Origin of the sequence: Luteimonas vadosa (genome assembly GCF_039543545.1) — a bacterium.
Classification (GTDB): domain Bacteria; phylum Pseudomonadota; class Gammaproteobacteria; order Xanthomonadales; family Xanthomonadaceae; genus Luteimonas; species Luteimonas vadosa.
In genome coordinates, this window is sequence record NZ_BAABJY010000001.1 from 352,285 (window position 1) to 375,266 (window position 22,982).

Genomic DNA, 22,982 nt, shown 5'->3' on the forward strand with positions numbered 1-22,982 from the left:
CTCAACGCCTGGCCCTCCGAGAAAACCTCAGTCCGTCCAGCAACACGAACAGCGGCGGCCACAACAGCATCCCCACCAGCGGCGCCCACCAGTACGTCCACGGGAGCAGGGGCTCGCCGAGCGTCAAATGCAGCACCGACGACACGACGCGGTCGTTGAGCAACAGGCCGCCGATCGCCAGCGACTGTTGCGCGAGCGGGAAGAACCGAAGCTGCGCGCGGAAACGCTGCAGGATGAAGGCCATGACCACCAGCCGCAGCGACTGCTCGCCCAGCAGTCCGCCGAAGGCCAGGTCGGCGACCAGGCCGAGCAGGAACACGGTGCCAAGGCCCACCCGCGCGTTGTCCTCGAGCACCCAGAAGGCGAGCACCAGGGCGAGCCAGTATGGCCGCAGCGGCTGCAGCACTTCGGGCAGGGGCAGCAGGCCGAGCAGCAGGGCGAGCAGGATGCTGACCGGCAGCGGCCAGTGGTTGCGGTGGCGGATCACGGCGAAGGTGCCTGCGTCGATGGCGCTCGCACTGCCTGGGGCGGGCCTTCGGCGGGCGGGCCGCTGGCGTCGACGGGGCCTGCGCGATCGAGCGCGGCGGTTGCACCCTCCTCCGCTTGCGCCGCGGCGCCCGTCCGCCGGCTTTCCCTGAGCAGCAGGACGTCGCGACCGCGGTCGAGCTGGGCCGCCGTGCGCACGTCGCCGACCAGGAAGGCGCGGTTGTCGTCGGGCTGCAGCGAGTCGATGCTGCCGACCGGGAACCCGGGCGGGAAGCGGCCGCCCAGGCCCGAGGTGATCAGCACGTCGTCGACGCGCACGTCGCTGGACAGGGGCACGTTGCGCAGCTCCAGCAGGCCGCTGCTGCCGGTTCCGTACGCCACCAGCCGCACGCCGGTGCGTGCCACCGCCACCGGGATCGCGTGGTCGGGGTCGGTCAGCAGCAGGACCACCGCGGTGGTCGGAGTGACTTCGATCACCTGCCCCACGAGCCCGCCGGCGTCGATCACGCTCTGCCCGCGGTGGACGCCGTTGCCGCTGCCGGCATCGAGCAGCAGGCGTTGCCGCGTGGGGTCCAGGTCCACGTCCAGGATCGGGGCAAGTTGCACGTCCAGCCCACCGCGCCGGGCGGCGCCGAGCAGGCCACGGAGGCGCGCGTTTTCCTCGGCCTGGACCTGCAATCGCGTCCGCTCGGCATCCATCCGCAACAACGCGTTGCGCAGGCGCCGGTTCTCCTCGGACAGCCGGGCGCGGGTCGCGGCGTCGTCGCGCACGCTTTCGCCCAGTCGCGACGGCAGGCCCGCGAGCCACCACAGCGGCTGGATCGCCACGCTCGCCTGCTCGCGCGCACGATCCAGCCAGCTACCGCGATGGTCGAGCACGATCAGCGTGATCGACAACGCCAGGTATGCGAGCAGGCGCAGCGTCCCGGCGACATCACCGGGACGGGGGGCGGCGGGAGCTGCGTAGGAAGGCATCTGGCGCGGACTGGGGATCGTGGCGTCGGTGGATTCGCCGGGCCGGGTTCGCGGTCGCGACCCGCGTGCGGGTCACCATCGTAAGCGATCGGACCGTGGGTGTCGGGGTTGGAAGCGAATCGGGAACACGTCACGGCAATCGAGCTGTCGCCATCGCCCATCGGGCGTTCAGATGACGCATCAGGTTCATGCCTCGACGCAACCTGTGGCCCATGGATGGGCCAACGCAAGCGGCGAAGCCGCTTGCGGCCATGGACGAAAATCGCACTTTTCGTTCATGGCTTCGGGGCGGGCCATGGATGGCCCGTCCCCGAACAAGACTATTCCGACGCGAAGAACTCGTTGCCGTGCAGGTCGAGCAACTCCAGCGCCCGGCCGCCACCGCGCGCCACGCAGGTCAGCGGATCCTCGGCGACCTGCACGTGCAGGCCGGTTTCCTCGCTCAGCAGGCGATCCATGTCGCGCAAAAGCGCGCCGCCGCCGGTGAGCACGATGCCGCGTTCGGCGACGTCGGCGCACAACTCCGGCGGCGTCTGCTCCAGCGCCTGGCGCACCGCCTCGACGATGCCTGCCAGCGGTTCCCGCAGGGCCTCGAGCACCTCGCCGGAACGGATCGTCACCATCTTCGGCACGCCCTCGGCCAGGTGCCGCCCGGAGATCTCCATTTCCATCTCGCGCTCCTGCGCGTAGGCGCAGCCGATCTCGAGCTTGATGCGCTCGGCGGTGGTCTCGCCGATGAGCATGCCGTGGTTGCGGCGCAGGTAATTGATGATCGACTCGTCGAAGCGGTCGCCGCCGATGCGCACCGACTGCGAGTACACGACGCCGTTGAGCGCGATCACCGCCACCTCGGTGGTGCCGCCACCGATGTCCACCACCATCGAGCCGCGTGCCTCGGTCACCGGCATGCCGGCGCCGATCGCCGCGGCCATCGGCTCCTCGATCAGCGACACGTCGCGGGCACCCGCCTCGAGCGCCGAATCCTTGATCGCCCGCTTCTCGACCTGGGTCGAGCCGCAGGGCACGCAGATCAGCACGCGCGGGCTGGGGCGCAGGAAGCGCGACTTGTGCACCTTGCGGATGAAGTACTTGAGCATCTCCTCGGTGTAGGTGAAATCGGCGATGACGCCGTCCTTCATCGGGCGATGGGTGGTGATGTTGCCGGGGGTGCGCCCGAGCATCATCTTGGCCTCGCTGCCGACGGCGGCGACCGCCTTCTGGCCGCCGAGACGGTCCTGGCGCACGGCCACCACGGAGGGTTCGTTGAGGACGATGCCCTGGCCGCGGACGAAGATCAGGGTGTTGGCCGTGCCCAGGTCGATGGACAGGTCATTGGAGAACATGCCGCGGAACTTCTTGAACATCGGGGGAATTGATCCGTCTGGAAGGTGGTTCGGGGGGCCCCGCCGGGGGAGCAGCGGCCTGCGGGGGAAACGGCGCGGAACGCGCCAGACCGGCCGCCCAGCCTAGCAATCGGCCTCGGACCCGGCAAGGACGAACACGACAGTTTGCACCATATGCTGGCCGGCATGTGGGTCAACGATTACCCTGAGCGCCCTCGCGGCGCCTGCGTGCCTCCCGCCCCCGCCTCCCCGGCACCCATACCCCCTCCTGGAGCGTTCGACCGATGCCTGCCCTGATCTGCGGTTCCCTGGCCTACGACACCATCATGGTGTTCCCCGACCAGTTCAAGAACCACATCCTCCCGGACAAGGTGCACATCCTCAACGTGTCCTTCCTGGTACCGCGGATGCGCCGCGAGTTCGGCGGCTGCGCCGGCAACATCGCCTACAACCTCAAGCTGCTCGGCGGCGACCCGATGCCGATGGCGACCGTGGGCCAGGACTTCGCGCCCTACCGCGAGTACTTCGAGGAGCTGGAGATCCCGCTGACCCACGTCAAGGAGATCCCCGAGCTGTTCACGCCGCAGGCCTTCATCACCACCGACCACGACAACAACCAGATCACCGCCTTCCATCCGGGCGCGATGATGCGCAGCTACGAGAACCACGTCCGCGACGTGCCCGGCGTCACCATCGGCATCGTCAGCCCCGACGGCCGCGAGGGCATGATCCAGAACGCCCGCGAGTTCGCCGAGGCCGGCATCCCCTTCATCTTCGACCCGGGCCAGGCGATGCCGCTGTTCAACGGCACCGAGCTGCGCGAATTCATCGAGCAGGCCGACTACGTCACCGTCAACGACTACGAGTCGAACCTGCTGCAGGAGCGCACCGGCTGGGACGAGGCGGAGATCGCCGGCAAGGTCCGCGCCTACATCACCACCCGCGGGCCGCAGGGCGTGGTGATCTACGCCGACGGCAAGACCTTCGACGTCCCGCCCGCGCACGAACGCCGGGTCACCGACCCCACCGGCTGCGGCGACGCCTTCCGCGCCGGCCTGATCTTCGGCATCGAGAAAGGCTGCGACTGGCAGACCATCGGCCGCATCGGCAACCTGATGGGCGCGCTGAAGGTCGAGCACCCCGGCACGCAGAACCAGCGCTTCGACTACGACGACTTCGCCGAGCAGTTCAAGCAGCAGTTCGGGTATTCGCTCTGAGTTAATGGAGGCGCGAGGCACGCGGAGCTGCCGACGGCAAGGTCGCCAGCCCCGTGCCGTCGATACGCGCGGGACGGCCGATCAGGTTTCCTCGTCCACGAACAGCACCCCGCGCACCAGATCCTTGCTGTCGGCGCGCCCGCCGAGCGAACCGGCCAGCACGCCGAGCGCGGCGACGAACAGGCTCAGCTTGACGTGGTCGAGCGTCCGCACCGCAGGATCAACCGTCGGCCAGGTCTCCATGAGCTTGCGCGGGAAGATGGTGACGATGCCGAGGTAGGTCAGTCCCATGAACACCGCGAACAGCAGCAGCATCGTCAGTACCAGGCTCAGCGACGTCGCCGCCGTGGTGACCACGGTACTCTCGGCCAGCACCCGGCCCCGGCCGAGCACGCCGCCGAGGGCGAAGGCGCGGTAGAGCACCACCGTGGCTGTCAGCACGGCGACCGCGGAGAACAACGCCAGCTGATAGAGCTCTACCGTGCTGGCCACGTCCCACATCTCGGAGCTGAAGAACAAGACGATGAGCACCGAGAGCGCCGCGGTGATCATCGTGGGCAAGCGCGCGACCAGGCGGAACGGGTTGGCGCGGGCCACCGCGCGGGCGATGCTGCGCCAGTCCCGCGCCAGCGTGTGCATCGCGAAGCGCCAATGCCCGTCGCGACAAGTGCGTTCGTGGGCCTCGGACGGGAGCACCCTTCGCATCCGGTCGCGCTGCGCGTCGGCCAGGCACACCATCCCGGACAGATCGTCCACGCCGGCGAATGCATGCATCACGTTGCGCGGATCATCGGCATGGGGAAGGTTGAGCAGGTGGCCGAAGGTATGCAGCAGCAGCGCGGTCAGGCGAGCGACGACCAGGTCCGTGTCTTCGGGATCGCCCCAAAATGCGGGATCGAGCCGCTTGGTCGACACGACCCCCACGTTGGTCAGCTGGCTCGGCAACGCAAGGGTGTAGGAGAGGGTGGTGGCCGTAAGGTCGACCTCAGTCACGACCAGCAGGAAGTGCGCGTCGCGCTCGAGCTTCTCGCTCATGCCGATGCGAAGGAAGTCCAGCGGCGCGTAGGTACCGGCGGTGGGGGTCAGGTGCGGCCCCTCGAAGGCGAGCAGCGCCACGCGCACGCCCAGCGCCCTGGCCAGGGCCGCCTCCAGCGCTTCGACGGCCCGCGCCACAGACTGGTGGAAGCGCTCGGAATCCCTGCCTTCCACTTCCATCGTCATGACCCCGACCACGTAATTCCGGTCGTTAGGCACCGTTGTCATGGCTGGGCCTCGCGAACGAAAGGGGCGTAAACCCCCGCAGGCGGGGCAGGGGCGCAGCAAGTCGTGCGGTCGCCGGCACCGGCTCGTCGATTACGAAAGGGGGCAAGTCCCTTTGCATCCGTCGCGCGACGGTACGCCTTAAGACGCAAGCGGGGTCCCGCGGCAACGCCGCCGTGTTCCACGCGATGTCTACCGCTGCCCGTACAACCGCATCAACCCCACGACCCCAAGCCCCCACGCCCCGTTGAGCAACAACGCCCCGAGGATCAGCTTCGGGTCGAACCCGCCGGCCATCGGCATGCCCTTGAGCGGCATCACCACCAACAGCGCGACCAGGCTCGGCAGCAGCGCGCCCCAGATCGCGCCCCACAGCCAGCGCGGGCCGCCTCGATATTTGCGCACCAGGGCCCACAGGACGGGACCCCAGACGCCGCCCCAGAACGCGAGCGACAGCACCGCAGGGACGCCAAACGGCGGCACCGCCGCCATGTTCCAGGCCGGGCGCGGGAACACCCCGGCGACGTGGAGCAGGTGGAGGACGCCCTGGTGGAACAACAGCGTCGACACGAATCCGGCGACGAACGCCAGTCCCCATTGCTTCATCACGGCCTCCCCGGGCGCACCCTGACCAGAGTCGAGTGTGCCAGAGACGACGCGCGTCGCGGGCACCCAACACCGGCAGGGAGGCGGCCTGGCCGCGCACCCCGCTTCACATCATGTGCTCGAGCCACAGCAGCTCGGGCGCGGCGAGGCGCTCGAAGTCGACGTAGGCCATGCGCACCGCATCGGTGTGGGAGCCGGCGTTGAACACGATCTCCGGCTGTTCGGCGAGCCTTGAATCGACGTACATCGGCATCTCGTACAGGTGCCCGAACGGCGGCATCGCGCCGACTTCGCAGTCGGGGAAGGCGTCAGTGAACTCCGATTCCTCGGCGAGCTCGACCTCCGCCCCGCCCAGCGCCCGCGACAGGCGCACGAGGTTGACGCGATAGGCAGCCGGCATCACCAGCATCGCCAGCTTGCCGTCGACCTTGAGCATCACGGTCTTGGCGAAGCTCTGCGCGCCGACGTGCGCGGCCTCGGCGGTGTCCTGCGCGGTGATGGCGCGGGCATGGGACACGCGCGCGTAGTCGGCGTGCCGTTCGTTGAGGAAGTGGTGCAGGCGTGGGGAAAGCATGGACGTCTCCGCCGGCGTCATCGTCCAGGGTCCGGTCGGACGTCCGCCGCTTGGCGTACCTGGCGCGCCTCCGTGCGTCGCGCTCCGGCTGCGCGGGCGCTCGCCGCGGGGCCTCGGTGGCAGCCTACTCCCGTGGCGATAAGTTTTCGTGATGCGCTGCGCCACGCGCCCGCCCCACGGGCCGGCGCCGGGCGGGTGAAACCTCGCTCAGTCCCATCCGGGCAACTTGCCGCGATCCAGTCCCGCCACCTCGAAGACCGCCGTGCGCTTGCCGCCGGCCTTGACCGGGAACTCGATGCTGATCTGCTTCGCCTCCCGCGTCATCCGCCACAGCGCGCGCTCGTCGTCGATGAACATGGCAATGGCCTCGTCGGTCTTCGGCCGGTTGGCGGCCATCGCCCGGGGCGCCGCGTCGTCCACCGTCACCTGGACACGGCAACTGGGGTAGCAATCGAAGTCGCCGGCCTGGAGGACCAGGTAGGCGCTGTCGCCCCAGGACGGATGGTCGCGGAAGATCAGGCGCACCGGATGCTTGCCGCTGCCATCGGTGTCCAGCTCCTCTCGGGCGAAGATCGCCGCGGACAACTGCTTCCCGCCCTTCACGGTCTCCACGTTGTAGGACCAGAGCGCCGCCAACCGCATTTCGTCGCGGGCGGCGTTGGCCTGGGCCTCGGCCTCGGCGTGCTGGGGCGCGATCCGCTTCGCCGCGGCGCTGTCGGGGAAACGCGCGAGCAGCAGATCACCCTGCGCCTTGGCCAGCGGCCAGTTTTGCGCCGTGAACGCGGCGTCGAACGCGGCGCCCATCTCGGCCGCCGCCTGTTCGTTCGCTTGCGCCTGCGCCGCGGCGGCGGCTTCCGCCTGCGCGGCGCGATCCTGGCAACCCGGGGTGGCGGCGATCGCCAGCACCAAAGCCAGCAGGATCGATTGCGGAACGGTCTTCGTGCTCATGGCGCCTCCTCCGTGCGCGGCCCGGTCGAACCGCCGGCCCGCGCGTCCTTCGATGCCGGTCGATCGACACCCTCGACCAGCGACCTTACCGCAGCCGCCACGACTTCAGGCGCCTCCAGCAGTGCCATGTGCCCCGCATCGGGGACCAGGAGGGCCTGCGCCCGGGGGATGCGGGCGGCATACAGGCCCATCGCGCCGGGGTCGATGACCTGGTCCTGCTCCCCCCAGGCAAGCAGGGTGGGTTGGCGGATGCGGGCGGCTTCCTCGCCCGGCAGGAACTGTTCTTCGCCCCGGCCGATCTCGTCGAGTACGGCTTGTTCGAAGGCGGCTTCCTGCCGCCGGTGGGCGATGAGTGCCGGCCCCGCCGGCCACGGCATCGGCGGCCGTGCCTCGCGCCGATGGAACAGGAACGACAGGTAGCGCTCCAGCGAGTCGGCATCATGGACGGCGAAGGGGTTCCCGCCGTCGAGCACCTCGCGCGCGAACCGGTTTTCCGCGAACTCGACCCCCGCCGCATCGAGCAGCACCAGGTGGGAGACGAGGTCCGGGTGGCGTGCCGCCACCACCGCCGCGATCCCGCCCCCCATCGAGTGCCCCATCAGCACGACCGGGCCCTCGGCCACCTCGCGCAGGAATCCCGCGACGCGGCCGGCCTGCGCGGCGAAGCCATGCCCGGCGCCCGCGACGCGTTCGCTCTCGCCCCAGCCCGGAAGGTCCGGCGCGACCAGCCGATAGCGTCGCCCGAGCGCATCCGCCAGGCGGTACCAGTTCTCCTTGCTGCCGGTGTAGCCGTGCAGCATGACCAGGGTCGGCGCACCCGAATCGCGGGCGTTGCCCTCGACGTGCACCCAGCGGCACCCATCGATGACCGCTTCACGCCGGACGAAACCCCGCACCAGGCGCTGTCGCGCGAACTCGGCGCGTATGAGCCGATACGGATCCCGGTACAGCCACCAGGCCGCCGTCGCCAACGCGACAAGCAACCCGACAAGCAGCCACCACCCCGCGGCCACGACGCGGCCGGGTCAGCCGCCGCCGGGCTCGGTCCTGGCTTCCGGCGCCGGACGCGTGGCATCGCCATCGGCCGCGGGCATGGCCCCCGGCGCGTCCGCTGCGGGCGGCGGCACCGCTTGCGCATCCGCCGCCGGCATCGCCGGCCCGGCGACCGGCTTGGCCTCGGCGATGACCTTCTGCACCGACGTGGTGGTGATCGGGTGGTAGCCCGCGCGTGCCTTGGCGAACACGTCCCTGGCGAACGCCAGGCCGGATTCGGTCTTCACCAGCGCCTCGTAGGTCGGCATGATCAGCTTGCGCCGGCCGATGGTCTGCAGGAAGGTCGCGATCGCCGGGTTGGCCCGCACGTAGCCGCTGCGCACCGCCAGCGGATACCAGCGCTGCGCGATCTCGCCATTGGGCGTGCCGGTGAAGGTGTAGGCGGTATCGAGCTGCGACAGCTGCTCGATGGTCAGCGTGTCCGGCATCGACTCGAGGAAGTGCACCCACTCCTGCGTGGTCCAGGCCTGGGTGATGGCCGGCGGCGGCAGCTGTCCGCTGCCCAGCCATGCCAGGCGGGCCGAGTCCACCACGTTGAAACGCATCGACCGCACCTGCGGCGCGTCGGCCGGGATGCCGGGATCGTAGAGCCATGCGTCGAATTCGGCCTGGCTGACCTTGTCCGGATGCTTGTCGAGCAGGTTGGCCTTGGCGTAATCGCGGAACTGCGCGCTGGTGATGCTCTGGAACGCGAAGTGGTCGAAGTACGCGCGCAGGAAGGCATCGAACTCGGCGCGGCCGAACTTCTCCTCCAGGTACTGCAGGAACCATGCGCCCTTGTGGTACACGGTGGAGGTCAGGGTGTTGTCGGGATCGTCGAGCTCGCCCGGCTTGATCGCCAGCGCCTGCAGCGGCTTGTTGTCCTCGGTGAACTCCTCGCGCAAGGCGGCGCGATCGATCGCGCGTTCCATGTCGGCGCGTTCGCGGCCGTAGAGTTCCTCGACGATGCGACTCTCGACGTAGCTGGTGAACCCTTCGTTGAGCCAGGCGTCCCGCGACGTCGCGAAGGTCACGAGGTTTCCCGACCAGCTGTGGGCCAGCTCGTGCGCGATCAGGGAGACCAGCGACTGGTCGCCGACGATGATGGTCGGGGTCGCGAAGGTCAGCCGGGGATTCTCCATGCCGCCGTAGGGGAACGACGGCGGCAGCACCAGGATGTCGTAGCGACCCCAGCGGTAGGGACCGTACAGCGCCTCGGTGACCTCCATCATCTTGCCGGTGTCGGCGAACTCCGCCACGGCGGCGTCGACCACGCCCGGCTCCGCCCAGACCCCGGCGCGGTCGGTGATCGGCTTGAACACCAGGTCGCCCACCGCGATCGCCATCAGGTAGGACGGGATTGGCTGCGGCATCGTGAAGCTGTAGTCGCCGTCGCGCGCGGCCCGGGGATCGTTGTCGGCGCTCATCAGCGCCATGACCTCCGGCGGCGTGGTCACGTGCGCGCTGTAGGTGTAGCGCACGGCCGTGGTGTCCTGCAGCGGCACCCAGGAGCGCGCGTGAATCTGCTGCGACTGGCTGAACATGAAGGGCAGCCGTTTGCCCGCCGTCATCTCCGGGGTCAGCCATTGCAGGCCCGACGCCTCCGGCGAGGTCTTGTAGGTCACGCGGATGCGCGCATTGCGGTCCGGCGCCTCGATGGTGAGCTTGCTGCCCAGCAGCTGGTCGGCGTTGGCCAGCGCGTATCGCAGGGGCTGCCACTGGCCGTTGGCCGACTCGCCCTCGACGGCTTCGATCTTCAGGTCGCGCGTGTCCAGCACGAGTTGCGTGGCCGCCGGCGCCTTCCATTCGAGCGTGTAGGTGGCCTTGCCGCCGAGGGTGCGGCTGTCGAAATCCACCGCCAGCTCCAACGCAAGGTCGGTGATCGCGACCTTGTCCGGCTCGGCATAGGAAAATTCGTCACGATCCACCTTGGGAGCCTCCGGGGCAGGCTTGGCGGGCGCCGCGACGGGTTCGACGGCGTCGCGCTTGCAGCCGGCAGCGAACGCGATGGTGCAACACAGGGCGAACAGGGGGAGCAAACGACGGGGGGACAGGCGCATGGGCTGCGGACCGGTGGCGGACGACGGTCGAGTTTACCGTCCCCCCGCCATCCGGACAGGGTCCGCCAGGGCGGGGGCGGCCCCCGCAGGCACGGGATGCAGCCTGGCACCCGGCCGGGGCGCGGCCCGATCTTCACTGCGCACACTCCCGCCGACGAGCCGGTGGCCACCGGAGAACTTCGCTTCGTACATCCTGGAATCCGCCAGCCGGTACAGGCCGTCCATGTCCACGCCCGCCTCGTAGTGCGCGCACCCGGCACTGACGTGGACGGGAACGCGGCTGCCGTCGCGCGTTTCCAGCATTTCGAGCCAGGCGTTCGTCCGGGCCGTCGCGGGTTCCAGGCGGTCATGCAGGCCGATCAGGAATTCGTCGCCGCCCCAGCGCCCGATCCAGTCGTGTTCGCCCAGCAAGCTGGCGCGCGCCAGTTCGACCAGCGAGTGGATCGCCAGGTCCCCGGCGGCATGGCCGTGTTCGTCGTTGATCTGCTTGAGGTTGTCCAGGTCGACGACCAGCAGCACGAAAGGCGTGCGGCCATTGCGGGCGAGCGTCATCGAGTCGGCCAGGGCACGCTCGCACCCCCGGCGGTTGAGGGCGTGGGTCAAGGGATCCTCGACGGCATGCCGCTCCAGCTCGCGCCGCCCGGCATCGATCCCGTGCAGGCAGCGGTTGATTCCGCGCAGCAGCCGCGCCATGTCGTCGTTGCCGACGACGGGCAACCAGCACAGGGTCTGGTCGCGGTGGTAGCGGTCCATCGCATCGGCGGCGCGACGCAGGGGCGCCAGCATCCGGTACAGGTAAAGCCGGGAAAGCAAGACGCCGACGACCACGCCGGCCAGTCCGAGCGCCGCCGCATTGACCAGCTCGTCGGACGCCACCCGCCCGTTCGCCAGCAGCCAGAGCGCCACGCCGGCCAGCGCGATGACGCAGCTGCCGAACACGGCGGCCAGCAGCCTGGTTTCGTACGAGAGCAGGATCCGCCGTGACGCCCACCGATACATCCGCATGCCACCCGACCGTACGCCCGAGGGCACCGGCGGCGATCCTACTCAGGGGCGCGTGGAGGCCCCGGTCACAAAACTGACCCGGGGAAAGCCCGGCCCCCACCCGCGGCTGGCGCCGGCGGCACGGCCGGCGATCAGACCCTGTAGCCGGAATGGATGGCGACGATGCCGCCCGACAGGTCCCGGTGGCTGCAGCGCGCGAAGCCGGCGGCCTCCATCATCGCCTGCAACTGCGCCTGCGGCGGGTGCCGGCGGATGCTCTCGGCCAGGTACTGGTAGCTGTCGGCGTCCTGCGCGCACAGCTTGCCCAGCCGGGGGAGGACCTTGAACGAGTGGAAGTCGTACAGCGGCCTGAACCACTCGGCCCTCACCTGCGAGAACTCCAGCACCCGCGCCTGGCCGCCGACCTTCAGCACGCGCAGCATCTCCCGCAGCGCCGCATCCTTGTCGGTGACGTTGCGCAGGCCGAAGGCGATGGTGGCCAGGTCGAAGCTGGCGTCCGGGAACGGCAGCGACTCGGCATTGCATTGCACGTACTCGAAGCCGCGCACGAAGCCGCGGTCGGTCATGCGATCCCGCCCGACGCGCAGCATGGCGCCGTTGATGTCGCCCAGCACCACGCTGCCGTCGGCGCCGACCCGCTCCCGGAGCAGCGCGGCGACGTCGCCGGTGCCGCCGGCCAGGTCGAGCACGCGGTCGCCGCGCTTGACCTGCGCGGTGCCGACGAAATGCCGCTTCCACATCCGGTGGATGCCGAGGCTCATCAGGTCGTTCATCAGGTCGTAGCTGCCGGCCACGGACGAGAACACTTCGCCGACCAGCTTCTGCTTCTCGCCCACCGGTACCTCGCGGTAGCCGAAATGGGTCGTGTCGCTGCCCTCGCGCCCGGGTTTTTCGTCGATGCCTGCCATGGCGGCGATTATCGCACCCGGCATGGCACCGCCACGGATGCACTAGACTGGCGGCACCGGGGGGCCCATCGATGAGACGAGAGATCCTGCGCCGCTTCAACGTGCAGGTCCGGGGCGACGGCCCCCGGACCCTCGTCTTCGCGCACGGGTTCGGCTGCGACCAGGACATGTGGCGTTTCCTCGTCCCTGCGTTCGAGGCCGACCACCGCGTCGTCCTGTTCGACTACCTGGGCATGGGCAAGGCCGACCGTTCGACCTACGACCCGCGCCGCTACGGCAAGCTGGACGCCTACGCCGAGGACCTGGTCGAGATCGTCCAGGCGCTGGAGCTGGAGCGCGCCGTGCTCGTCGGGCATTCGGTGAGCGGCATGATCGGCGCCCTGGCGGCCATCCGCGCGCCGCGGCTGTTCTCGCACCTGGTGATGATCGGCCCCTCGCCCTGCTACCTGGAGGACGGCGACTACCACGGCGGCTTCCAGCGGGCGGACCTGGAAGGCTTGCTGGACATGATGGTCCACAACGACCTCGGCTGGGCCGATTTACTCGCCCCGACGGTGATGCAGAACCCCGAGCGCCCGGAACTGGCCGCCGAACTGCATGCGAGCTTCTGCGCCACCGATCCGATCGTGGCGAAGCGCTTCGCCGAGGCGACGTTCTTCTCCGACAACCGCGCCGACCTGGCGCGCGTGCCGGTGCCGGCCTTGGTCCTGCAGTGCAGCCACGACAACATCGCCCCGGATGCCGTCGGCGAATTCCTGCACGCCCACCTGCCCGCCAGCCAACTGCATCGCCTCGCCGCGACCGGCCACTGCCCCCACCTGAGCCATCCGGAGGAGACCGCCATGGCGATCCGTGCCTACCTGGCGGCCACCGCCGCCTGAGGCGACGGGACGATGCACGCCCAGCTCGACAATGTCCCTTGCGGAGTGCTGGTGTTCGACGACGACGGGCAGGTCCTGGAGACGAACGCGACGCTGGCGCAATGGCTCGGTTGGGAGGCGGGCGCGCTCGAGGGCACGCCGATCGAATCGCTCTACGCACCCGGCGGGGCGATCTACCACCAGACCCACCTGCTGCCGCTGCTGAAGCTCCGCCGGGACGTGCGGGAAATCTACGTGTCGCTCCGCACCACGTCGGGGGAGGTCCTGCCGGTGCTGGCCAATGCCAGCCGGCGCGAGGACGGCGGCCGCGCGCGCAACACCTGCGTGTTCCTGCCGATGCGGCAGCGCCACCGGTTCGAACAGCAGCTGATCGACGCCCGCGAAGCCGCCGAGGCGGCGCGCGACGCCAAGGCCCGCTTCCTGTCGATGATGGCCCACGAGATCCGCACGCCGCTGTCGGCGATCTCCGGCCTGGCCCACGTGCTGCTGGAGGAATTCCACGGGCCGCTGGCGCACGCGCAGCGCGAGGATGCGCAGATCATCCAAGGTGCGGCGAACGACATCGACCGCCTCGTCGGCGAGATCCTGCGGTTCTCGCGCGCCGAGGCCGGCCTGGACCCGCCCCGCCTGGAACCGGTCGCCATCGACGATGCGCTTGCCGGCGCCGAATCCATCATGCGGCCGCGCTGGCTGGAGGCCGGGCTGGCCTACGAGCGGCGCTGCCCCCCCTCCAGCGGGGAGGTGATCGCCGATCCCGTTCGCCTGCACCAGATCCTGCTCAACCTGCTGGCCAATGCCACGAACCATACGGCCGCCGGCGGCGCCATCGCCATCGAATGCACGGTGGACGCGGAGGCAAGCATGGTCCGCCTGGAGGTCCACGACACCGGCTGCGGCATCGCCGAGAAGGACCTGGCACGCATCTTCGAACCCTTCGCCCAGGTGAACCGGGCCGCGCGCCCGGCGGGCAAGCGCGGCACCGGGCTGGGCCTGTCGATCAGCCGAGAATTCGCGATTGCGATGCACGGCAGCCTGGACGCGCGGAGCGAGCCGGGGAAAGGGTCCGTGTTCACCCTGGCCTTGCCCCTGGCCACCTGACGCCCGCGGACTCGACGCGACCCGTCCCGGCAGACAGACTGGACAACGTCACCGGGATCCTTACCCATGCCATCTCTCCCTGATTACGGCCCGATGCTCGACACGGCCCTCGCCGAAGCCCGCCTGGGGCTGGCCGAAGGCGGGATCCCCATCGGCGCCGCGCTGTACCACCGCGACGGCCGCCTGCTTGGCCGCGGCCACAACCGCCGCGTGCAGGAGGGCGACCCGTCCGTCCACGGGGAGACCGACGCCTTCCGCAAGGCCGGCCGCCAGCGGGGCTACCGCGACACGATCATGGTGACGACGCTGGCGCCGTGCTGGTACTGCAGCGGACTGGTGCGGCAGTTCGGCATCGGCACCGTCGTCGTCGGCGAGTCCGTCAACTTCGCCGGCGGCATCGACTGGCTGCGCGAACACGGCGTCGAAGTGGTCGACCTGGCCGACCAACGTTGCATCGCGATGCTGGGCGAGTGGATCGCCGCGAACCCCGCCGTCTGGAACGAGGACATCGGCGAGGATTGAGGCCCGCGTGCAGGCCGCCACGCGCGGTTTCCGTCCACGCAACACCGGAGTGAACCATGTCGGAACACCACGCTTCGATCCACTGGCGACGCGGCGACGCGGCCTTCAACTACGAGACCTATTCGCGCGACCATGACTGGCGCTTCGACGGCGGCCCGTGCGTGCCGGCCTCCGCCGCGCCCGCCTACCGTGGCAACCCCGGACGCGTCGACCCGGAGGAGGCCTTCGTCGCGGCGGTATCGTCCTGCCACATGCTCACCCTGCTGGCGATCGCCGCACGCAAGCGCTGGATCGTCGAGCGCTACGACGACGACGCCGTCGGCACGATGTCGCCGAACGCCGACGGCCGGCTCGCGGTGACCCGGATCGAGCTGCGGCCCCGGATCGAATTCGCGCCAGGCAGCGCACCCGACGCGGCGCAACTCGCACGCCTGCACGAACAGGCGCACGCGGACTGCTTCATCGCCAACTCGGTGCGAACGGAAGTGGTGGTGCGCCCGCCGCCGTGACGCGCGGCCGTGCCGGCTACAGGATGTAACGGCTCAGGTCCGGATCCTGCACCAGCTCGCCCAGATGGGCATCGACGTAGGCGCGGTCGATGTTGACGGGCGCCGTCCTGTCGGGCGCTTCGAAGCTCAGCGTGTCGAGCAGCCGTTCGAGCACGGTATGCAGGCGGCGGGCGCCGATGTTCTCCTGGCGCTCGTTGACCGTCGCGGCGATCTCGGCGAGGCGTTCGACGGCGTCGTCGGCGAAGGCAAGTTCGACGCCCTCGGTGCCCATCAGCTCGACGTACTGCCGGGTCAGCGAGGCCTTGGGCTCGGTGAGGATGCGCACGAAATCGTCCTTGCTCAGTGCCGACAGCTCGACGCGGATCGGGAAGCGGCCCTGCATCTCCGGGATCAGGTCCGACGGCTTGGCCAGGTGGAAGGCGCCCGAGGCGATGAACAGGATGTGGTCGGTGCGGACCGAACCGTACTTGGTGCTGACGGTGGAGCCTTCGACCAGCGGTAGCAGGTCGCGCTGCACGCCTTCGCGCGACACGTCGGCGCCCATGCCCTCGCTGCGCTTGGCGACCTTGTCGATCTCGTCGATGAACACGATGCCGTGCTGCTCGCAGGCTTCGATCGCGGCCTCGCGCACCTCGTCCTCGTTGACCAGCTTGCCGGCCTCTTCCTCGACCAGCTGCGGGCGCGCGGCGCGGATGCTCAGGGTCCGCTTCTGGGTCTTGCCGCCGCCGAGGCTCGAGAACATCTGCCGCAGCTGCTGGCCCATCTCCTCCATGCCGGGCGGGGTCATGATGTCGACGCCGACGTTGCTCGACAGGTCGAGTTCGATCTCGCGCTCGTCGAGTTCGCCGGCGCGCAACCGGCGGCGCAGTTTCTGCCGCGTCTCCGACTCCTGGCTGGACGGTTCGGCGGCGATGTCGACGGTCGTGCTCTTGGCACCGAAGCCGAACGGCTGGGAGGACTCCCGCTTGGGCAGCAACGCGTCGAGGATCCGGTCCTCGGCGCGGTCCTCGGCCTGGGTGCGGACGCGCGCCTTGGCCTGCTCCCGGTAGAGCTTGACCGCGGTGTCGGCGAGGTCGCGGATGATCTGCTCGACGTCCTTGCCGACGTAGCCGACCTCGGTGAAGCGCGTGGCCTCGACCTTGACGAAGGGCGCGTTGGCCAGCGTCGCGAGCCGCCGCGCGATCTCGGTCTTGCCGACGCCGGTGGGGCCGATCATCAGGATGTTCTTGGGCATGACCTCGTTGCGCAGCTCGTCGTCGAGCTGCATCCGCCGCCAGCGGTTGCGCAGCGCGATGGCGACCGCGCGCTTGGCGTCCGACTGGCCGACGATGTGCTTGTCGAGCTCCTGCACGATCTCGCGCGGGGTCATGGTGGTGTTGGGGGTGGCGGGCTTGTGCATGGGCAGGATCGTCTTCCGGTTTCCGTTTGAACCCTTTTCCCATCTGCGGGAGAAGGTGGCGCGCAGCGCCGGATGAGGGTGCTTGGGGTGGACGAACCGTAGGTTCGTGAACACGCCCCTCTCGCGCCTTCGGGCGCGGGGCTACATCGCGGTCAGAGTTCTTCGACCACGACGTTGCGGTTGGTGTAGATGCAGACGTCGCCGGCGATCTTCAGGGCTTCCTCGACCACTTCACTCGCACCGAGCTCGGTGTGCAGCAGCAAGGCGCGCGCGGCCGATAGCGCGAACGGGCCGCCCGAGCCGATGGCGATCAGGCCATCCTCCGGCTCGATCACGTCGCCGGTGCCGCTGATGATCAGCGACGTCTCCTTGTCGGCGACCGCCAGCAGCGCCTCGAGCTTCCCGAAGCGGCGCTCGGTGCGCCAGTCCTTCGCCAGCTCGACCGCGGCGCGGATGAGTTGGCCGTGCTTCTCCAGCTTGGATTCGAACAGCTCGAACAGGGTGAAGGCATCGGCCGCGGCGCCCGCGAAACCCGCCAGCACCTGTTCGTCCTTGCCCAGCCGGCGGATCTTGCGCGCGTTGGCCTTCATCACCGTGTTGCCGAGGGTGACCTGGCCGTCGCCACCGATGGCGACGCGGCCGTCGCGGCGCACCGAGACGATGGTCGTGGCGTGGAACGTGTCGGGGTGCTGGCTGGGATCCATGCGGCCTCCTGGGTCGAATCCACTGGATGGGGATGGTCGCGGGGGGAAGCAAGGGTGGCTTCCGGCACGTCCGTGCGGTCCGTGGAAGCGGATCGCCGCAGCCAGGCACGGCGCGCGTGCCCCACGATGGCGGGACCGGCCGTCGCCATGCCGCAAGTGCTTGGATTGCCGTTCGCGCAAGTCGCGGGAATCGCGGCGTTCCGCGCCGCGTACCGGGTGCCACCCCGCGCTACCGCCAGCAGGGGCTACGAAGTGCCGCAGGGCAAGCGTTTCGCACACATTACGGGGATTGCGTCCGGGCGGCCCGGAGGGCACCCCCGCCCCCGCTCCTTGTTTCAAGCCGCTACGAATCGCCCGAGGGCTTTCGTTTCGCCCGCGGATGCGCGGCGTCGTAGACCTTGGCCAGGTGCTGGAAATCGAGGTGGGTGTAGATCTGGGTGGTGGCGATGTCGGCGTGGCCGAGCAGCTCCTGCACGCCGCGCAGGTCGCCGGAGGACTCCAGCACGTGGCTGGCGAAGGAGTGCCGCAGCAGGTGCGGATGCACGCGCTTGAACAGGCCCTGGCGCTGGGCGAGCAGGCGCAGGCGCAGCTGCACCGCGCGCGGCGTGATCGGCTTGCCTCCCCGCCCCGGGAACACCGGCGCATCGTCGGCCGCGCCGGTGTCCGCCCGCCAGGCATCGAGCGCATTGCGCGCATGCGATCCCACCGGCACGCTGCGCTGCTTGCCGCCCTTGCCCTGCACGGTGACCAGTCCGTCGGACAGGTCGCGCCAGCGCAACGCGCACAGTTCCGACAGACGCAATCCGGACGAATAGAACAACTCCAGCAACGCCCGGTCGCGCAGGCCGAGCTTGACGTCGGTGGGCACCTCGACGAGCTGCATGGCCTCGTCGACGTCCAGCACCTGCGGCAGCTTGCGAGGTGCCTTGGGCGCGCGGATGCCGGCGGCGGGATTGGCCTGGATGCGCCCATGCTTGAGCAGCCACTGGTAGAAGCTCCGGCAGGCCGACAAGCGGCGCTGCAGGCTCTTGGGCGACAGCCCGCGTCGATGCTCGGCGGCGATGAAGGCCCGCAGCTGTTCGGCGTGGATCGCCTCCAGGCGAGGGACGTCGTGCGCGCTGGACCATTCCGACAGCGCGGCGAGATCGCGACGGTAGGCGTCGAGCGTGTTCGCAGACAGCCGGCGCTCGCCCTGCAGGTGGGACAGGAACTCGTCGATCATCGCCGCCGGCCCGGCGCCACGCCGGCGTCCCCGCTCCCGCGGCGATCGCGGCGGGGCCCGTGCCGCGATTCAGCCATCGAACCGTTGCAGCGCGACCGCGAAGGCTTCGCCCATCATCCGCAGGAACAGGGTGCCCATCCCGGGGTAGAAGCGGTTGGGATCGGCGCTGCCGACCGCCACCAGCCCAACCCCGTCGACCGGCAACAGCGCGGTGGACTGCACTTCGTCCACGCGCGCGCCGTACAGCAGGGCCTGCTTGTCCGGATGCAGGCGGCCGCAGAGGGGTTCGCCGTCCTCCAGGCAATCCTCGAACGGCGCCAGCAGGCGGTCGTCGCGCGGGACGACCTGCAGCCAGTCCTCGCCCTCGAGGCCGTCCACGGCACCGAACAGCACGATGCGCACGAGGTCGCCGTCGAAATCCTCGGCCAGGGTCGCGGCCATCGCCCGCACCGTGCCCGCGGCATCGGGCTGTCGCATCAGCGCCAGCGTCAACTGGTGCGTGCGCACGGCGAGGCGCTCGTTGTCCTGCGAGATGGCATACAGGTCGTGCAGGCGGCGCGTGAGTTCGCGGTTCTTGTCGCGCAGGACTTCGAGCTGGTAGCTGGCCAGCGACGCCGCCGGCCCGTCCTCGCGCGGTACCACCAGGCTCAGCGCCAGGTCGGGGAACTGCTGCAGGAACTTCGGGTGCCTGCGCAGCCAGGCCGCGACCTCGTGCGCGCCGATCTTCTCGTGGCCGTCGCTCATGCGCCGTCCTCCATCGCCATTTCCCCTTCGAATACGAATGCCGCCGGTCCGGTCATGCCGATCGCACCGCTGCCCGGATCATATTGGATGTGCAGGTCGCCGCCCGGCAGCGAGACCGCGACGCCGCCCTGGCCGTCCACGCGCCCCTGCCGGGTGAGCACCGCCACCGCGGCGCACGCACCGCTGCCGCAGGCCAGCGTCTCGCCAGCGCCGCGTTCGCACACGCGCAGGCGGATGCGGTCGCGCGCGAGCACCTGGACGAAGCCGACGTTGACCGATTCCGGGAAGGAGGCGCTGCGCTGCAGCGCCGGGCCCAGCGTGGCGACGGGGGCGTCGTCCACGTCCTCCACCACGACCACGGCGTGCGGGTTCCCCATCGACACCGCCCCGAACGCGACCTCGGTCCCGTCCAGGTCCACGACATACACGTCCTGCTCCCGGTCGGCGCCCGCCAGGGGAATCGACTCCGGCGCGAAGGACGGTGCGCCCATGCCGATGGTGTAGCGCCCCTTGCCGGCGCGTTGCACCGCATGCGTGCCGGACGGACTGTCGAGCCGGAAGTCCTCTCCCGCCGCGCCATCGCGCACCAACCAGGCAGCGACGCACCGCGCGCCGTTGCCGCACTGGCGGGCCGGCGAGCCGTCGGCGTTCCAGATGCGATAGGCGGCGACGGCGCCATCGCTGCGCGCGCGCTCGATCCCCAGGACCTGGTCGCAGCCGACCCCGGTGCGGCGATTGGCCAACGCGCGGCAAAGGCCGTCGCCGGGATTGGACAGCCGCTCCGCGAGCGTGGCGTCCTGCCTGAGGTCCAGCACCACGAAATCGTTGCCAGCGCCTTGCATCTTGCTGAAGCGGATCGCGGAAGCCGGCCGCCCTGCCGCGGCGTGTTCGGTGGCGCGACCCGGTGCCGTCGCGGTGCCCATCGTTCAGTCGCCGGTGTCGCCGTCGTCCGGCACCGGCGGCGCGTCGGGATCCGCCTCGACCGGCGGGTTGTCCGGCGGCAGCGGCTGCTGTTCGGTATCGGCCGGCGTCGGATCGGCAAGCGCGCCGGCATCGTCGACGGCGGCGGCCTCCACCAGTTCCGCATCGTCGGCAGACGGCGGCGGCGGCAATACCAGCGGTCCCTTGTTGCCACAGGCAGCGAGGACCAGCACCAGGGCAAGCGGCAGGACGATCTTGGACATGCACGGTCTCCGGTTCATGGCCGAAGTGTACCCCCTGGCTTCGCGCCGCGGCGCGGTCCGGGGCGCGCGCCGCGGCCCGCGATCGACCGTCCGCCCGGCGCGTGCTCAGCGCGCGGCATGGTCGACCCCGAGCTGGTCGATCAGGAAGGCGTACATCTCCGACAGTTCGCGGTACTTGCGGAACCGGCCGGACTTGCCCCCATGGCCGGCGTCCATGTTGGTGCGGAAGACGACCGGTTGCGTGCCGGTGTCCACGTCGCGCAACCGGGCGACGTACTTGGCCGGCTCCCAGTACTGCACCTGGGAATCCCAGAGCCCGGTGCCGACGAACATCGCGGGGTAATCCTGCCTGCGCAGGTTGTCGTAGGGCGAGTACGACAGCATGTAGTCGTAGAACTCCGCCTGTTCCGGGTTGCCCCACTCGTCGTACTCGTTGGTGGTCAACGGGATGCTGGGGTCGAGCATGGTGGTGACCACGTCGACGAAGGGGACCTGGGTCAGGATCACGCGGTACTTGTCCGGCGCCATGTTGGCGATCGCGCCCATCAGCAGGCCGCCCGCGCTGCCGCCGTAGGCAGCCACGCGATCCTTCGCGGCGTAGCCCCGGGCGACCAGGTCGTCGGTGACGTCGACGAAGTCGGTGAAGGTGTTCTTCTTGGCCAGCAGCTTGCCGGCGTCGTACCACTTGCGGCCCATCTCCTGGCCGCCGCGGATGTGCGCCAGCGCGTACACCATGCCTCGATCGAGCAGGCTGACGGTGGTGACGCTGAAGTTCGGGTCCATCGAGGCGCCGTAGCTGCCATAGGCGTACTGCAGCATCGCCGCCTCGCCGTTCCGCTTGAAACCCTTGCGGTAGACCAGCGACACCGGGATCTTCGTGCCATCGCGCGCGGTGGCCCAGACCCGCTCGGTGACGTACTTCGAAGGCTCGTAACCGAGCACCGGCTGCTGCTTGAGCTGGCGGCGCTCGCCGGTGCGCAGGTTGAGTTCGTAGGTCGTGGCCGGCGTCGTCAGCGAGGTGTAGCTGTAGCGCAGCCACTCGGCATCCGGCTCGGAATTCACGGACAGGCCCATCGAGTACGCGGGTTCGTCGGCCTCGACGTATTCGCCGTCGTCGTCGGCGGCGCCCGGATCGCCACGCAATACGCGGATGCGCTCCAGGGCATTGGAGCGTTCGGCGACCGCCGTGAAGCCGTCGAACAACTCGAAGCCTTCGATGAACACGTCGTCGCGGTGCGCGACCCAGTCCCGCCACTGCTTGCGCGAGCTCGCGCCGGTGGGGGCGGTCACCAGCTTGAAGTTCGGGGACGGCACGCCTTTCTCGTCCGGGGCGTTGGTATGGATCACCCAGCGGCCGTCGTAATGGTCGGCGTCGTATTCGACGTCGCGCTCGCGCGGCGCCAGCACGGTGAACGCGCCGGGATCGGCGGCCGGGGTGCAGCGGGTCTCGCTGGACACGGTGCTCTGCACGCCGATGCAGATGAACCTGTCGTCGCGGGTGCGGCCGATGCCCATGTAGAAGCTGTCGTCCTCTTCCTCGTAGACCACCACGTCCTCGGAAACCGGGGTGCCCAGCACGTGCTTCTTCACCCGGACGGTGAGCAGCGTCTCCGGATCGTTCTCGACGTAGAACAGGGTCTTGTTGTCGTCGGCCCAGACCAGGTTGGCGGAGACCCCGGGGATCTGCTCGGGGTACAGCTCGCCGCTGCCGAGGTCCTTGAAGCGGATGGTGTACTGGCGGCGCCCGTTGCTGTCCTCGGCATAGGCGAGCAGGCGGTTGTCCTGGCTGACTTCCCAGTCGCCGATGTTGTAGTAGTCCTTGCCCTTGGCCAGCGCATTGACGTCGAGCAGCACCTGCTCGTCGGCGTCGGGCGCCTGGCTGGCCTCCAGCATGGATGGCGTCGTCGCGCCGGCGACATCCTTGCGACGCGCGTGGATCGGGTAGTCCTGCCCGGTTTCGTAGCGCGTGTAGTACCACCAGCCGCGCTCGCGGTAAGGCACGCTGCCGTCGTCCTGCTTGATGCGGCCGACGATCTCCTCGTAAAGCGCGTCCTGCAGCGGCTTGAGCGGCGCCAGCACGGCGTCGGCATAGGCGTTCTCGGCCTCGAGGTAGGCGATGACGTCCTTGGCCTGGCGCTTGTCGTCGCGCAGCCAGTAGTACTCGTCGCTGCGTTCCGCGCCGTGCGGGGCCTTGACGGTGTGGGGCTTCTTTTCGGCGTCTGGAGGCGGCGGGAGTTCCGCGGCATGGAGGTGCGAAGTCATCAGGAGGAGTGTGGCCAGGGTGAGTTTGAGGGGATGCATGGTG

The 22,982-nt window shown here is 69.7% G+C and carries 22 protein-coding genes and 1 pseudogene; 5 read left to right on the plus strand and 18 right to left on the minus strand.

All coding sequences use genetic code 11. The features are described 5' to 3' along the window. Position 1: 1 nt before the first annotated feature. The 3 genes from mreD to ABD970_RS01635 form a co-directional block, all read right to left on the minus strand. Positions 2–487, minus strand: a complete 486-nt coding sequence (gene mreD, locus ABD970_RS01625) for a rod shape-determining protein MreD (protein ID WP_345293752.1) — start codon at positions 485–487, stop codon at positions 2–4. Beyond that, the gene (gene mreC / locus ABD970_RS01630; protein ID WP_345293753.1) at positions 484–1,461 is read right to left on the minus strand and encodes a rod shape-determining protein MreC; all 978 of its coding nucleotides are present in this window, start codon (positions 1,459–1,461) and stop codon (positions 484–486) included. The genes mreD and mreC overlap by 4 nt, the downstream gene beginning before the upstream one ends. Before the next feature lie 320 nt (positions 1,462–1,781). Continuing rightward, the gene (locus ABD970_RS01635; RefSeq protein ID WP_345293754.1) at positions 1,782–2,825 is read right to left on the minus strand and encodes a rod shape-determining protein; all 1,044 of its coding nucleotides are present in this window, start codon (positions 2,823–2,825) and stop codon (positions 1,782–1,784) included. Positions 2,826–3,088: 263 nt separating this feature from the next. On the opposite strand from ABD970_RS01635, the gene ABD970_RS01640 reads away from it, so the two are divergent. Then, on the plus strand, positions 3,089–4,021 hold the full coding sequence (locus ABD970_RS01640) for a carbohydrate kinase family protein (protein ID WP_345293755.1): 933 nt from the start codon (positions 3,089–3,091) through the stop codon (positions 4,019–4,021). A gap of 81 nt (positions 4,022–4,102) precedes the next feature. On the opposite strand, the gene ABD970_RS01645 is transcribed toward ABD970_RS01640, so the two are convergent. The 8 genes and pseudogenes from ABD970_RS01645 to ubiE form a co-directional block, all read right to left on the minus strand. Continuing rightward, positions 4,103–5,284 (minus strand): hypothetical protein, encoded by a 1,182-nt coding sequence (locus ABD970_RS01645; protein ID WP_345293756.1) that lies wholly within the window; start codon positions 5,282–5,284, stop codon positions 4,103–4,105. Between the two features lie 189 nt (positions 5,285–5,473). Beyond that, the gene (locus tag ABD970_RS01650; protein WP_345293757.1) at positions 5,474–5,887 is read right to left on the minus strand and encodes a hypothetical protein; all 414 of its coding nucleotides are present in this window, start codon (positions 5,885–5,887) and stop codon (positions 5,474–5,476) included. Between the two features lie 106 nt (positions 5,888–5,993). After that, positions 5,994–6,461, minus strand: coding sequence for an aminoacyl-tRNA deacylase (locus ABD970_RS01655; protein ID WP_345293758.1), 468 nt, complete (start codon positions 6,459–6,461; stop codon positions 5,994–5,996). A 207-nt stretch (positions 6,462–6,668) separates the two neighbouring features. Continuing rightward, complete coding sequence (locus ABD970_RS01660; RefSeq protein ID WP_345293759.1) at positions 6,669–7,409, minus strand: hypothetical protein; 741 nt, start codon at positions 7,407–7,409, stop codon at positions 6,669–6,671. After that, a complete protein-coding gene (locus ABD970_RS01665; RefSeq protein WP_345293760.1) occupies positions 7,406–8,392 on the minus strand; it encodes an alpha/beta fold hydrolase in 987 nt (328 codons plus the stop codon). The genes ABD970_RS01660 and ABD970_RS01665 overlap by 4 nt, the downstream gene beginning before the upstream one ends. Positions 8,393–8,527: 135 nt before the next feature. Beyond that, positions 8,528–10,501: pseudogene (locus ABD970_RS01670) on the minus strand (M1 family metallopeptidase); the annotation flags it as partial. 33 nt (positions 10,502–10,534) lie between these two features. After that, positions 10,535–11,506, minus strand: a complete 972-nt coding sequence (locus ABD970_RS01675; protein WP_345293762.1) for a GGDEF domain-containing protein — start codon at positions 11,504–11,506, stop codon at positions 10,535–10,537. Between the two features lie 131 nt (positions 11,507–11,637). Beyond that, positions 11,638–12,414: a bifunctional demethylmenaquinone methyltransferase/2-methoxy-6-polyprenyl-1,4-benzoquinol methylase UbiE gene (gene ubiE, locus ABD970_RS01680; protein WP_345293763.1), complete on the minus strand. Its 777-nt coding sequence runs from the start codon at positions 12,412–12,414 to the stop codon at positions 11,638–11,640. Between the two features lie 71 nt (positions 12,415–12,485). On the opposite strand from ubiE, the gene ABD970_RS01685 reads away from it, so the two are divergent. The 4 genes from ABD970_RS01685 (at position 12,486) to ABD970_RS01700 (ending at position 15,424) form a co-directional block, all read left to right on the plus strand. Further along, on the plus strand, positions 12,486–13,295 hold the full coding sequence (locus ABD970_RS01685) for an alpha/beta fold hydrolase (RefSeq protein ID WP_345293764.1): 810 nt from the start codon (positions 12,486–12,488) through the stop codon (positions 13,293–13,295). 12 nt (positions 13,296–13,307) lie between these two features. Beyond that, complete coding sequence (locus ABD970_RS01690; RefSeq protein ID WP_345293765.1) at positions 13,308–14,393, plus strand: PAS domain-containing sensor histidine kinase; 1,086 nt, start codon at positions 13,308–13,310, stop codon at positions 14,391–14,393. 66 nt (positions 14,394–14,459) lie between these two features. Continuing rightward, a complete protein-coding gene (locus ABD970_RS01695; protein ID WP_345293766.1) occupies positions 14,460–14,915 on the plus strand; it encodes a nucleoside deaminase in 456 nt (151 codons plus the stop codon). Between the two features lie 56 nt (positions 14,916–14,971). Further along, positions 14,972–15,424 carry an OsmC family protein gene (locus ABD970_RS01700; protein ID WP_345293767.1) on the plus strand — a complete coding sequence of 151 codons (453 nt, stop codon included), beginning with the start codon at positions 14,972–14,974 and terminating at the stop codon, positions 15,422–15,424. 16 nt (positions 15,425–15,440) lie between these two features. Here ABD970_RS01700 and hslU read toward each other — a convergent pair whose 3' ends face one another. The 7 genes from hslU to ABD970_RS01735 form a co-directional block, all read right to left on the minus strand. Beyond that, positions 15,441–16,823: an ATP-dependent protease ATPase subunit HslU gene (gene hslU / locus ABD970_RS01705; RefSeq protein WP_345293768.1), complete on the minus strand. Its 1,383-nt coding sequence runs from the start codon at positions 16,821–16,823 to the stop codon at positions 15,441–15,443. A gap of 152 nt (positions 16,824–16,975) precedes the next feature. Beyond that, a complete protein-coding gene (gene hslV, locus ABD970_RS01710) occupies positions 16,976–17,527 on the minus strand; it encodes an ATP-dependent protease subunit HslV (RefSeq protein WP_345293769.1) in 552 nt (183 codons plus the stop codon). A gap of 343 nt (positions 17,528–17,870) precedes the next feature. Continuing rightward, entirely contained in the window at positions 17,871–18,818 is a 948-nt protein-coding gene (xerC, locus tag ABD970_RS01715) for a tyrosine recombinase XerC (RefSeq protein ID WP_425563050.1), read from the minus strand. Further along, positions 18,819–19,493 carry a DUF484 family protein gene (locus ABD970_RS01720; protein WP_345293771.1) on the minus strand — a complete coding sequence of 225 codons (675 nt, stop codon included), beginning with the start codon at positions 19,491–19,493 and terminating at the stop codon, positions 18,819–18,821. Then, positions 19,490–20,416 carry a diaminopimelate epimerase gene (gene dapF / locus ABD970_RS01725; protein WP_345293772.1) on the minus strand — a complete coding sequence of 309 codons (927 nt, stop codon included), beginning with the start codon at positions 20,414–20,416 and terminating at the stop codon, positions 19,490–19,492. Before dapF ends, ABD970_RS01720 begins: the two co-directional genes overlap by 4 nt. 3 nt (positions 20,417–20,419) lie before the next feature. Next, on the minus strand, positions 20,420–20,677 hold the full coding sequence (gene lptM / locus ABD970_RS01730) for an LPS translocon maturation chaperone LptM (protein WP_345293773.1): 258 nt from the start codon (positions 20,675–20,677) through the stop codon (positions 20,420–20,422). Between the two features lie 105 nt (positions 20,678–20,782). Further along, positions 20,783–22,978: a S9 family peptidase gene (locus ABD970_RS01735; protein ID WP_425563025.1), complete on the minus strand. Its 2,196-nt coding sequence runs from the start codon at positions 22,976–22,978 to the stop codon at positions 20,783–20,785. Between the last annotated feature and the right edge of the window lie 4 nt (positions 22,979–22,982).